11 protein-coding genes and 1 pseudogene are annotated in these 12391 nt (G+C 69.8%); 8 read left to right on the top strand and 4 right to left on the bottom strand.

What is annotated here, in order from left to right; translation table 11 throughout:
* The first annotated feature begins 80 nt into the window (after positions 1–80).
* The 5 genes from AAFN89_RS04535 (at position 81) to AAFN89_RS04515 (ending at position 5486) form a co-directional block, all read left to right on the top strand.
* Entirely contained in the window at positions 81–1079 is a 999-nt protein-coding gene (locus AAFN89_RS04535; RefSeq protein WP_347536386.1) for an adenosine kinase, read from the top strand.
* 205 nt (positions 1080–1284) lie between these two features.
* Positions 1285–2127: a deoxyribose-phosphate aldolase gene (gene deoC, locus AAFN89_RS04530; RefSeq protein WP_347536384.1), complete on the top strand. Its 843-nt coding sequence runs from the start codon at positions 1285–1287 to the stop codon at positions 2125–2127.
* Positions 2128–2131: 4 nt separating this feature from the next.
* Positions 2132–3451 (top strand): thymidine phosphorylase, encoded by a 1320-nt coding sequence (gene deoA, locus AAFN89_RS04525; RefSeq protein ID WP_347536382.1) that lies wholly within the window; start codon positions 2132–2134, stop codon positions 3449–3451.
* An 80-nt stretch (positions 3452–3531) separates the two neighbouring features.
* Positions 3532–4482 (top strand): DMT family transporter, encoded by a 951-nt coding sequence (locus AAFN89_RS04520; protein ID WP_347536380.1) that lies wholly within the window; start codon positions 3532–3534, stop codon positions 4480–4482.
* Positions 4483–4502: 20 nt separating this feature from the next.
* Positions 4503–5486, top strand: a complete 984-nt coding sequence (locus tag AAFN89_RS04515; RefSeq protein WP_347536378.1) for an adenosine deaminase — start codon at positions 4503–4505, stop codon at positions 5484–5486.
* 155 nt (positions 5487–5641) lie between these two features.
* Here AAFN89_RS04515 and rlmJ read toward each other — a convergent pair.
* From rlmJ to AAFN89_RS04500, 3 genes and pseudogenes are all read right to left on the bottom strand, one after another.
* A pseudogene (rlmJ, locus tag AAFN89_RS04510) lies at positions 5642–6402 on the bottom strand (23S rRNA (adenine(2030)-N(6))-methyltransferase RlmJ).
* A 62-nt stretch (positions 6403–6464) separates the two neighbouring features.
* Positions 6465–7334, bottom strand: coding sequence for an alpha/beta hydrolase (locus AAFN89_RS04505; RefSeq protein WP_347536376.1), 870 nt, complete (start codon positions 7332–7334; stop codon positions 6465–6467).
* 50 nt (positions 7335–7384) lie between these two features.
* On the bottom strand, positions 7385–8353 hold the full coding sequence (locus tag AAFN89_RS04500) for a methyltransferase domain-containing protein (RefSeq protein ID WP_347536374.1): 969 nt from the start codon (positions 8351–8353) through the stop codon (positions 7385–7387).
* Between the two features lie 233 nt (positions 8354–8586).
* Between AAFN89_RS04500 and AAFN89_RS04495 the strand changes: the two genes are divergently transcribed.
* The 3 genes from AAFN89_RS04495 (at position 8587) to AAFN89_RS04485 (ending at position 11633) form a co-directional block, all read left to right on the top strand.
* Positions 8587–9219, top strand: coding sequence for a DUF2937 family protein (locus tag AAFN89_RS04495; RefSeq protein WP_347536372.1), 633 nt, complete (start codon positions 8587–8589; stop codon positions 9217–9219).
* Positions 9220–9280: 61 nt separating this feature from the next.
* The gene (locus tag AAFN89_RS04490; protein ID WP_347536370.1) at positions 9281–9907 is read left to right on the top strand and encodes a DUF2062 domain-containing protein; all 627 of its coding nucleotides are present in this window, start codon (positions 9281–9283) and stop codon (positions 9905–9907) included.
* A gap of 67 nt (positions 9908–9974) precedes the next feature.
* Positions 9975–11633 carry a GMC family oxidoreductase N-terminal domain-containing protein gene (locus tag AAFN89_RS04485; RefSeq protein ID WP_347537028.1) on the top strand — a complete coding sequence of 553 codons (1659 nt, stop codon included), beginning with the start codon at positions 9975–9977 and terminating at the stop codon, positions 11631–11633.
* A 133-nt stretch (positions 11634–11766) separates the two neighbouring features.
* On the opposite strand, the gene AAFN89_RS04480 is transcribed toward AAFN89_RS04485, so the two are convergent.
* Positions 11767–12102: a hypothetical protein gene (locus AAFN89_RS04480; protein ID WP_347536368.1), complete on the bottom strand. Its 336-nt coding sequence runs from the start codon at positions 12100–12102 to the stop codon at positions 11767–11769.
* Positions 12103–12391 lie beyond the last annotated feature (289 nt).

Raw genomic sequence — 12391 nt, 5'->3', positions numbered from 1 at the left:
GCTTGCCCGATGGCCTTCGCTCGCTATACTCCGCGCCTTTCGCGACAAGCTTTCGATATTCCGGCCGGAGCCGCCTACCCATGACAGCCAAGTTCAACATCGCCGGCATCGGCAATGCCCTGGTCGACGTGATCGCCCATGCCGACGATCGCTTTCTAGACGATAACGTGCTGACCAAGGGGGCGATGCGGCTGATCGAGGCCGACGAGGCGGAGGACCTCTACGGTCGGATGGGGCCGGGGATCGAGATGTCGGGCGGGTCATGCGCCAACACCATGGCCGGCGCGGCGATGCTGGGGTCGGCCTGCGCCTTCTTCGGCAAGGTGCGCGACGACCAACTGGGCCGGGTGTTCCGCCACGACATCCGCGCCATGGGCGTGACGTTCGAGAGCGCGCCCCTGCACCAGGAGCCGCCGACCGGCCGCAGCCTGATCCTGGTGACGCCGGACGCCCAGCGTACGATGAACACCTTCCTGGGTGCGGCCAACGAGCTGACGCCGGACGACATCGATCCCGCCATCGTCGAGGCGGCGGAGATCATCTACATGGAAGGCTATCTCTGGGATCGCCCGACCGCCAAGGAAGCCTTCCTGAAGGCCGCCCGGATCGCCCACGCCGCCGGCCGCAAGGTCTCCCTCACCCTGTCCGACAGCTTCTGCGTGGAGCGGCACCGCGACAGCTTCCGCGACCTGATCGACGGCCATGTCGACGTGCTGTTCGGCAATGAGACGGAGATCATGGAGCTTTACCGCGTGTCCACGCTGGAGGACGCCATCGCGGCCGTGCGCGGCGCCTGCGCCATCACCGTCATCACCCGGTCGGAGAAGGGATCGATCGTGCTGGAAGGCGCGACGACGCACGAGGCGTCGGCCGAACGGCTGGGCCAGGTGGTCGACACGACCGGCGCCGGCGACCTCTATGCCGCGGGTTTCCTCCACGGGCTGACCGCCGGCCGTTCCCTGCCCGACTGCGCCCGCATCGGCAGCATCGCCGCGGCGGAAGTGATCTCCCATGTCGGCGCCCGCCCCGAAGCCGACCTCAAGGCGCTGGTCGCCCGCCGCATGACCAGCGCGGCCTAGTGTTCCGATGCCGATGGATGGGAACCATCCATCGGCATCGGAACACCAACCTATTGACTCTAGTGCGATTCAGCTTTCAACGCTTGGGAACCAAGCGTTGAAACCATCGCACTAGCCTCCTCCCGGCTGGGGCTGGCATGGGTCCGCCGGCGCGCCTATGATTTGTAGATACTCAGCACGTCCCAGCCGCCCCATGAGTGCAGCCATGTCCGCCGAGCAAGCGCCCTTCGCCCTCACCGACACGCTCCGCGCCCGAATCGACCGGGCGGCGACGGCCGCCGCGTCGCGGGAAACGGCGAAACGGGCGCTCTCGCTGCTGGACTTCACCAGCCTGAACGACGACGACACGCCGGAACGGATCAAGGCGTTCTGCCACCGCGCGGTGACGCCGGAAGGCCACGTGGCCGCCGTCTGCCTCTATCCGCAATTCGTCGCCGTCGCCCGCAAGGCGCTGGTCGGCACCGGCGTCAAGGTCGCCAGCGTGGCCAACTTCCCGCAGGGCGGCGCCGACCCGGAGAAGGCGGCCAGGGAGACGCGGGAGGCAATCGACGAGGGATCGGAGGAGATCGACATCGTCTATCCCTACCGCGCCCATCTGGCCGGCGACTTGGCGATCGGCCGCGAGGTGGTCGCCGCCTGCAGGAAGGTCTGCGGCTCCGACGTGCCGCTGAAGGTGATCCTGGAGACGAGCCAGCTTCCGGACGCCGAAACGGTCGCCGCCATCAGCGACATCGCGATCGCGGAGGGGGCCGACTTCATCAAGACCTCCACCGGCAAGGTCGGCGGCGGCGCGTCGCTCGAGGCCGCCGCGATCATGCTGGACGCGATCAAGCGATCCGGCCGCGCGGTCGGACTGAAGCCGTCCGGCGGCATCAAGGATACAGCGCAGGCCGCGCGCTATCTGGCGCTCGCCGACGACATGATGGGCTCCGGCTGGGCGACGCCGGCCACCTTCCGCATCGGCGCGTCCGGCATCATGACGGACCTCCGCTCCATGCTGAACCTGCCGGCGGAAGACGCGGCGAAACCGGCGGCCGGAAGCTACTGATCCGATGCTGACGCAGGAGATCATCGCCAAGAAGCGCGACAACGGCACCCTGACCGAGAACGAGATCGCCTCCTTCATCGGCGGCGTCACGGCGGAGACGGTGACCGAGGGCCAGGTCGCCGCCTTCTGCATGGCCGTCCTGATCCGCGGCATGGACATGCGCGAGCGGGTCGCCCTCACCCGCGCCATGATGCGCTCGGGCTCCGTGCTCGACTGGTCGTCGAAGGATCTGGGGGGGCCGGTGCTGGACAAGCATTCGACCGGCGGCGTGGGCGACAAGGTCAGCCTGATCCTCGGCCCCGCCATCGCCGCCTGCGGCGGCTACGTGCCGATGATCTCCGGCCGGGGCCTCGGCCATACCGGCGGCACGCTGGACAAGCTGGACAGCATTCCGGGCTATCGCAGCCTGCCGGACAACGAGACGCTGGAGCGCGTCGTGCGATCCGCCGGCTGCGCCATCATCGGCGCGACGAAGGACATCGCGCCCGCCGACAAGCGCATCTACGCCATCCGCGACACCACCGGCACGGTGGAGAGCCTGGACCTCATCACCGCGTCGATCCTGTCGAAGAAGCTGGCCGCCGGCCTTCAGGGGCTGGTGATGGACGTCAAGTTCGGCTCAGGCGCATTCAAGCCCGATCCGGACGATGCGGCGGAACTGGCGCAGAGCCTCGTCACCGTCGCCAACGGCGCCGGGCTGCCGACCGTCGCGCTGATGACCGACATGAACCAGGTGCTGGGCCGCGCCGCCGGAAACGCGGTGGAGGTTAGGGAGTCCCTCGACTTCCTGACCGGCCGCGCCGCCGATCCGCGCCTGCGGGAGGTGATGGTCGCGCTGGCGGCGGAGCTTCTGATGCTGGGCGGCCTCGCCGCCGACGCCAGGGAGGCCCGCGCCAGGGTCGGGAGCGCGATCGACGGCGGCGAGGCGGCCGACCGGTTCGCCCGCATGGTCGCGGCGCTGGGCGGGCCGAAGGACATCCTGGCCACATATCGCGACGATCTGCCGGAAGCGCCGCTGACGGTCCCGGTCCATCCCGCGAGGGAGGGCGTAGTCACCGCCATCGACACCCGCGCCATCGGCGTCGCGATCGTGGAGATGGGGGGCGGCCGCAAGGCCCCGTCCGACACGATAGATCCCGCCGTCGGCCTGACGGAGGCAGCGGGGATCGGCGAAGCGGTCGGACCGAAGGGCCGTCCGCTGGCCCTTCTCCACGCCCGCGACAGGGCGCAGGCCGATCGCGCCGCCGACGCCCTGCGCCGGGCTTTCTCGGTCGGCCACCGGGCCGTCAACCCAGGCGATCCGGTCGCCCGAAAGATCGGCTGAGCGATTTTCCGGCCGCCGTCTGGACAGGTGTTTGCGGGCGGCGTATCGCTGAAAGGTCCTTTTCAGCGTCCCAGGCAGCCATGAGCGCAACCAAACTCGCCGGTCCGGCGGCCGGCTCCGTCGTCTTGCGGGGAATCGGCCTCTACACGCTGGCAGTCTTCCTGCTGTCGCTGATGGACGCGGTCGTGAAATGGCTGACCGACGATTTCGGCACGGCGCAGCTCGTCTTCTTCCGCAGCCTGTTCGGCCTCCTGCCGCTGATGGTGCTGATCGCGCGGTCGGGCGGGCTGTCGGCGCTGGCGACCCGGCGGCCGGGTGCCCAGATGCTGCGCGGGCTCATCGGCATGGGGGCGGCCTTCTTCTTCTACTACGCCTTCAGCGTGATGCCGCTGGCCGACGCCTACGCCATCGCCTTCGCCGCGCCGATCTTCATCACCGCGCTCTCGGTGCCGCTGCTGGGCGAAAGCGTCGGCGTGCGGCGGTGGAGCGCGGTCGGCGTCGGCTTCCTGGGCGTCATCGTCATGCTGCGGCCGGGGACCACCGACCTTGCCGGCTTCCTTTCGATCGGCGCGCTGGCGGCGCTGGCCGGCACCTTCTGCTACGCCCTTTCCACCGCCCTCATCCGCAAGCTCACCCGAACGGAGACCAACGCCTCCCTCATCTTCTATTCCGCGATCGTGGTCATCGCCATCTCCGGCGTCATGATGACCTTCGACTTCCGGACGCCGACCGGCTGGCAGTGGGTCCTGCTGGTCGCCACCGGCCTTCTGGGCGGCACCGCGACCCTGGCGCTGACGGAGGCGTTCCGCATCGCCCCGGTCGCGATCCTGGCGCCGTTCGAATATACCGCGATGGTCTGGGCGGTGCTGCTGGGCTTCTGGCTGTGGGGCGATTTGCCGGACCTCTGGATCATCGCCGGATCGCTGATCGTCGTCGGCAGCGGCCTCTATATCCTCCACCGCGAAACCCGCAACCGCGTCCCGCCCTCCTCCCCCAGCGCCCGCGTGCCGGAGCCAGCGGGAGAGTTATGAGCCGTATAAGGACACCGGACATGACCCGCAACCTGCCCAAGGCCGAGCTTCACGTTCATCTGGAGGGGACGGCGACGCCGGACCTTGTGCGGCGGCTGGCGCGGCGCAACGGGATGGCCACGCCCGACGGACTGTTCCGGGACGACGGGACCTTCGCCTGGGACGGCTTTCTGGATTTCCTCAAGACCTATGACGCCGCCGCCGCGACCATCCGGACGGAGGAGGACTATCGCGACGTCACATACGAGTATCTCGTCGCCTGCGCGGCGGAGGGTGCGATCTATGTCGAGGTCATGTCTTCTCCCGACCATGCCGCCCAGGCCGGCCTCTCCTACCAGGGCCATGTCGAGGGCATCGCCCGGGGGATCGAGGACGCCCGCGCGGAGACCGGCATGGAGGGCCGCTGCATCGTCACCTGCGTCCGCCATTTCGGCGTCGAGCGGGCGCTGGAGGTGGCGCGGCTGACGGCCCGGCATCCGCACCCGCTGGTCACCGGCTTCGGCATGGGCGGCGACGAGGCGGGATACCCGCCGGCGCAGTTCGCGGAGGTCTACCGCATCGCCCGTGAGGAGGCGGGGCTGGCCTGCACCACCCATGCCGGCGAATGGGGGCCGCCGGAGCAGATCAGGAAGGCGCTGGAGCTGCCGGTCACGCGGCTGGGCCACGGCGTCCGGTCGGTCGAGGATCCGGCGCTGGTGGAGGAGATCGCGGCGCGCGGAATCGTGCTGGAGGTCTGCCCCACCAGCAACGTCGCGACCGGCATCTATGACGGCTACGCCGCCCACCCGCTGCCGACTTTGATGGCGGCCGGCGTCAAAGTCACGCTGAACAGCGACGACCCGCCCTATTTCGCGACCACGATCGGCCGGGAGTACGAGATCGCCAGCCGGGAGTTCGGCCTATCCGACGAACTCCTCCTCGGCCTCACCCGCACCGCGCTTGAAGCCGCCTTCGTGGACGAAGGAACGCGCGCCCGGCTGCTGGAGCGGCTCGCGGCGGAATAACCGCCCCTCCAAGGAAAAACCGTCATGCCGGACCCCGATCCGGCATCCATGGGACGTCGAAGGCCGCCGGAACGGCGCCCGCTTCTTCGCCTTCGGTGAAGCGGCGACGGCCTATGGATTCCCGATCAAGTCGGGAATGACCAACAAAAAAAAACCTACTCCGGCACCAGCCACCTGATCTCCACGCCGCCGCCGTCGCGGGCCAGCAGGTACTGGAGCGGCGGCAGGGTTTCGGCCAGCTTTGCCTCAAGCCCGAAGGGCGGATTCACGATGGCGAGGCCGGAGCCGGTCAGGCGGTCGGGACGGGCTTCGGCGTAGACCGTCAGCTCCACCGCCAGGATGCGGCGGATGCCGGTATTGACCAGGTCGCCATGGAAGCGGTCGACCGGCGCGCGATGCTTGATCGGATGCCACAGCGCGTAGATGCCGGTCGGCCAGCGGCGGTGCGCCTCGGCCAGCGCGCGAACCATGCGCGCAAACTCGTCCTCGACCTCGAAGGCCGGATCGATCAGCGCCAGCCCGCGCCGCTCCGGCGGCGGCGTCAGGGCCTTCAGCGCCTCGTACGCGTCGCGGTGATGGATGGCGATTTGCCCGTCGCCGGCATAGAGACGCTTCAGCGCCGCCAGATCCTCCGGATGCAGTTCCACCAGCCGCAGCCGGTCGTGCGGGCGCAGCATGGCGCGGGCGATCCCGGATAGGTCGCGATCTCCTCCCCGCCGCCATTCATCGCGCGGACGATGTCGAGATAGGGCCGCACCCCCTCCGGCACGTCCACGCCAAGCAGCCGGCCGATACCGTCGCGCCATTCGCCGGTCTTGCCGGCCTCCGCCCCCGCCAGATCGTAGCGGCCGATCCCGGCATGGGTGTCCAGCACGGAGAAGGGCTTCTCCTTCGCCCGCAGCGCGTCGACCAGCATGGTCAGCACGACATGCTTGAACACGTCCGCCGCCCCACCGGCATGGTAGGCATGCCGATAGTTCATCGGGCGGGCTCCTCCTCCAGGAACCGCAGCAGGGCGGCAGCCAGTTCCTCCGGCGCCTCCTCGGCCATATGGTGGCCGCTGTCGATGCCGTGCCCCCGGAGGTCCGCCGCCCAGGGCCGCCAGACGCCCAGCACGTCGCCATAGAGCGCCTCCAGATCGTCCTTCAGCGACCAGAGGCAGAGGACGGGGCAGCGCACCTTCCGGCCTTGCCGCCGATCCTCCTCGTCATAGGCGCGGTCGACGCCCAGCCCGGCGCGGTAATCCTCCATCATCCCGTGGACGGTGGCGGGGTCGTGGATCGCGGCGCGGTAGTCGGCGAAATTCTCCTCCCCCATCCTCTCGGGCGATCCTCCGTACCAGGCGTCCGGATCGGCAAGGATCGCCCGTTCGGGCTTCTCCTTCTGGGCGAAGAAGAACCAGTGCCACCAGGCCTGGGCGAAGCGTACGTCGCACCGCTCCAGCGCCTCAACGATCGGCACGCCGTCCAGGATGGCGAGGCGGGTCACAGCGTCCGGGTGATCCATCGCGGTGCGGAAGGCGGTGTAGGAGCCGCGGTCATGGCCGACCAGCGCGAACCGCTCAAACCCCAGCCGCCGCATCAGCGCGACGCAGTCTCCGGCCTTGGCGCGCTTGGAGGAGCCGCGATGGTCCGGCGTGTCGGCGGGTTTGGAGGATTGGCCGAATCCGCGCAAGTCCGGACAGACGACCGTATGTGTCCGGGCGAGGATCGGCGCAACCAGATGCCATGTCGCATGGGTGCGCGGATGGCCGTGTAGCAGCAGCACCGGCGGCCCCGACCCGCCATGGCGGACCCTCAGCCTGGCTTCCGGAAGGTCGATGAAATCGAGCGTGAATCCTTCGAACATGGCCGACCATAGCCAACGCCCGCGAAATCCGCACCCCCGGACCCGGAAGGTCAGGCGTCGAGCCGCCCGCGTCCGGTTTCCGGCGGCGGCGCTATGACGACATCGTCCATCCCGATCTCCGCCGCCGCGCACAGCACGACGACCAGCCCCGGCACGGGCGCTCCGGCCTCCGTGCGGCTCCAGTCCAGGCTCATGCGCGCCACCTCGAAGCCGGCGACGGCGGCCTGGGCGGCGACGTAGAGGTCGTTATGGGCATAGCGGTGCTTCTCGCCCAGCCGGAAGCCCGGCTCGTCCGTCCGCTCCACGGTGAAAGCGAACAGGCCATCCGGCATCAGGACGCGCCGCGCCTGCCGGAAGACCGTCCCGAGATCGCCCAGATAGGCCAGCACGTCGGCCGCCAGCACCAGATCGTAGCGGCGCTCCGCCCGGTCCAGCGCCGTCTCGATATCCTCTACCTCCAGCGCGTCGTAGAGCCCGCGCATGCGCGCCCTGGCGACCATGCCGGGGGAGAGGTCCACCCCCTCCAGCCAGACCGCCAGGTCACGGAAGGCCGCGCCGCCCAGCCCGGTCCCGCAGCCGAGATCGAGGATCGACAGCGGCGGATCGTCCGGACGCCGGTCCGCCAGCACGGCCTCGCGCAGCAGCGCCGGCGCGCGATAGCCCAGCCGCTCCGTCAGCGCCCGGTCGAAGCGCGGGGCGTACTGGTCGAACAGGGCGCGGACATAGGCGGCCGGCAGCCGGTCCGGCGTCGCCTCCGCGCCCAGAAGCGCCAGCCGGACGCCGGCGCCCATCGCGTCCCCAGGGTCGAGCGCGCGGTAGCGGCGATAGGCTTCGGCCGCGCCGTCAGGATCGCACGACGCCTCGCAGGCATGGCCCAGGCTGAACCAGGCGTCGGGATAGTCCGGCGCTTCCTCCAGCGCGGCGCGGAAGGCGTCGGCGGCGTCCGCCGGCGCGTCGCCGTCCAGGAGCGCCAGCCCGATTTCCAGCCGGCGCTGGGCCGCGAGAGAAAACGATCCCATGGATCGTCCGTCCATCCACCGATGTTGGGAAAAGCCGGCAGGGCGGTCGGCTGCCGCCTCGCTGCCGGGAACGGAAATAATCCTGTCACCGCCTTCGGGGAAGACACCGCGTGAGGCGGAGCCGCGCGCCGGGCGCGGGGCGGACATGCGCGGCGCAAGACGAAATTATGGCAAATGGCAACATAAAGCCGCCGTGTTGTTCCGGCATCGTTCCCCCATCCAAGGAGGGACAGGTGCTTTCATATCTCGGCCACAGGCTCGGAGTGCTGGCGCGAATCGCGGCCGTCCTCGCGGCGGTCGCGGTCTGTTCACAGCTTGCGGGCTTCATGAACGCCTATCAGCAGAATCTGGCCGGCCGCGTGGCCGAGGCGGAGCGCGATGTCGCGTCCATCACCGACCGCGCGCGCGAGGCCGACCTGGCGCTCTACGAATATATCGAAATCTTCCGGACCAACGACGATCGCCGCATCGTCGGCGAGGGCGTCGCGATGCGGGCGAAGATCAACCGCGCGGCGCTTCTGGGCGACGCGCAGCGGGCGCTGGAGCGGGCCGGCATTGCCCGCAAGCCGTTCGTCTTCGCCGGCGCGTTCGATCCGGAGATCGCGGCCGACGCCTGGGCGCGTTACAAGCCCACTCTGCCGGTCGACAAGGCGAGCCTGGTCTATGTCGCCGCCGGCGCCGGGCTGACGATCCTCCTGATCGAGATCGGGCGCGGCATCCTGCACGGCCTGCGCCACCGTCCCGGCGACCGGAGCGGGCCGGAACAGCCCCGTAAGCCGCCGGGGCGGAAGCCGACGCGGAAGTCCACGCGGAAGTCCGCTGGGGGACGGCCGCTCAGCCCGCTGTTCGCTGGCCGTCGCGACTGATCGGCACTAGGGTCGGGTTCCCCGTCCCGACCTTCCCGTCGACAAGGATCGTTTCCGGCCGATGTTCCGCCGCCGTTCGCCCATCCGCTGGCATCGCCGCGCGCGCGACGTCTTCTGGCCCAGCGCCGGCTGGCGGCGCGCCGGGGCCTATGTCGGCCACAGGCTGGGCCGGCTGAACGCCACGCCCCACGCCATCGCCGCCGGGCTGGCGTCGGGCGTCGCCGCGTCGATCACGCCCCTGCTGGGGCTGCATTTCCTGACCGCGATCGGGTTGGCGGCGTTGCTGCGCGGCAACCTGATCGCGGCGCTGCTCGGCACCTTCTTCGGCAACCCGTGGGTCTGGCCGTTCGTCTGGATCGCCAGCTACCGGCTGGGTTTCTGGCTTCATCCGGACCCGGCGGGGCCGGCGCTGGTTTCCCCCGCCGAATTCGTCATCCTGTTCGCGGACATGACCCGCGCGGCCATCACGCTCGATCTCGACCTGTTCCTGAAGGATGTCTGGCCGATCTGGCTGCCGCTGTTGATCGGCAGCCTGCCCATCTCGGTCGCGGCCTGGCTTGTCTGCTACGCCCTCGTCCGCCGGCCGGTCGCCGCCTATCAGCATCGCAGGCGGGAGAAGCGGTCGAAATCGCTGCGCGCCCGCATCGCGCGGGAGGGTTGGGACGACCCCGACGACCCCTCCATTTGACGCTTCCTTGCCAGCGCCACCCGTCGATGCCAGCCTTGCGGCATCGGAGGTAAGGGGAATGGCGGGCATGGGAGCGGGCGTCTCTGGAGAAAGCGACGGAATCGGCCGGTTCGACTACGTGATCGTCGGCGCGGGATCGGCCGGCTGCGTGCTGGCCAACCGGCTGTCGGCGGACCCGTCGGTGCGGGTGGCGCTGCTGGAGGCCGGCGGCAGGGACGATTACCTGTGGATCCACATCCCGGTCGGCTACCTCTACACCATGGGCAACCCGCGCACCGACTGGTGCTTCGCGACGGAGCCGGAGCCTGGGCTGAACGGCCGGTCCATCGCCTATCCGCGCGGCCGGGTGCTGGGCGGCTGTTCCTCCATCAACGGCATGATCTACATGCGCGGCCAGGCCCGCGACTACGATGACTGGCGGCAGATGGGCAATCCCGGCTGGGGCTGGGAGGACGTGCTGCCGCACTTCCTGAAATCCGAGGACCAGTCGCGGGGCGCGGACGACCATCACGCGACCGGCGGCGAATGGCGGGTGGAGGAGATGCGAATCTCCTGGCCCATCCTGGACGCCTTCCGCGCGGCGGCGGCGGAGGCCGGCTTCCCCCTGACCGACGATTTCAACCGGGGCGACAATGAGGGGTTCGGCTATTTCCAGGTGAACCAGAAGCGCGGCGTGCGCTGGACCACCGCCAAGGGCTTCCTGCGCCCGGCGATGGGGCGGCCGAACCTCACCATCATCACCCACGCCCAGGCGACCCGTCTCATCCTGCGCGACGGCAGGGCGGCGGGGGTCGCCTTCCGGCGCGGCGGGAATGGCGGCGGGGAGGAGACTATCCGGGCGGACGGGGAGGTCATCCTCTCGGCCGGCGCGGTCGGGTCGCCGCACCTCATGATGCTGTCCGGCATCGGGCCGGCGGCGCATCTGGCCGAACATGGAATCGAGCCGGCGCTGGACCTGCCCGGCGTCGGCGGCAACCTCCAGGACCATCTTCAGATCCGCGCCGCCTTCAGGGTGCGCGGCGCCAGGACGATGAACGAGCGGGCGAACAGCCTTCTCGGCCGCGTCGGCATGGGGCTGGAATACGCGCTGTTCCGGCGCGGGCCGCTGACCATGGCGCCCAGCCAGCTTGGCGGCTTTATCCGCAGCGACCCGGCGAAGGCGACGCCGGACCTGGAATATCACGTCCAGCCGCTGAGCCTTGAGAAGTTCGGCGGCGACCTTCACCCGTTCCCCGCCTTCACCGCATCGGTCTGCAACCTGCGGCCGGAGAGCCGGGGGACCGTGCGGCTGAAGAGCCCAGACCCGGCAAGCGCGCCGGCGATCGCGCCGGGCTATCTGTCCGCCGAGGCCGACCGGCGCGTGGCGGCGGAATCGATCAGGCTGACCCGCCGCATCGCCGCCGCCCCGGCGCTGGCGCCCTTCGCGCCGGAGGAGTTCCGGCCGGGGCCGGAGTTCGTGAGCGAGGAGGATCTGGCGCGCGCCGCCGGCGATATCGGCACCACCATCTTCCACCCCGTCGGCACCTGCCGGATGGGGCCGGAGGGGGACGCGGGCGCGGTGGTCGACCCCCGGCTGAGGGTCCGGAGCGTCGGCGGCTTGCGAATCGCCGACGCGTCCATCATGCCGGCGATCACGTCGGGCAACACCAACGCCCCGACCATCATGATCGCGGAGAAGGCGGCGGCGATGATCGCGGAGGACCGGCGCGGCGGCGCGGCAGGCTGAACGCGGCGCGCCGGCGGAACCGGCAAAAGAGAACGTCATTCCAGCGAAGGCTGGAATCCATGGGACGAGGCCGTATGGATGCTGGATCGGGGTCCAGCATGACGACAAAAGAGAAGGACCGGGCGTCCGCGCTCTAGACGCAGTCGACCGATTCGACGACGCCCTTGTCGGTGTAGACCAGGGTCAGCCGGTCCCTCCGATAGTCCATGGTCATCGGGTCGCCCGACCCGAGCGCCCGGAGGGTGAGGTTCTCGGCCTCGACCTGGGCCTCGACGCGCTCCCGCACCGCTTCCCACGGTTCGCCGACCGCCCAGGCGTAATCGGCGGTCTCACAGACCGCCGGGCCGGAAGCCCCGGAGGCGGCCGAGGCGGGCGGGGCGGCCCGGTCGCCCGGCGGCGCTTCGCTCTGCGCGGCGCAGGCGGTGAGCATGGCGAGCGATCCGGCGATCAGCAGCGGGCGGAACATCATGGGGGGCGGCCTTTCGGAAGGGGGATGCAATCGGCACGGTTGAGAAACGACGATGGCGGCGGAGGGTTCCGCGCCGGCGGCGGGGGATTTTTTCCTGCCGTGGGCTTTTGTCGGCTTTTGTCGGCTTTTCCGGGGCGGCCCCTCGTTGGTCATTCCAGCGGAGGCTGGCAACTGTGTTGTCAGGCCCAGGCTTTACGGTCTCTGAGCATGGCGTTGAGGTGGGTGAGGAGCTTTCTGGCGACGGCGATGATGGCGACTTTCTTGGTGAGTGAGCGGCTGTAGACAGCGT

Origin of the sequence: Inquilinus sp. CAU 1745 (genome assembly GCF_039839375.1) — a bacterium.
Taxonomy (GTDB): domain Bacteria; phylum Pseudomonadota; class Alphaproteobacteria; order DSM-16000; family Inquilinaceae; genus JBDOQU01.
Note: the sequence above shows the minus strand (reverse complement) of the source record. Positions and strands in the feature narration are given on the sequence as shown.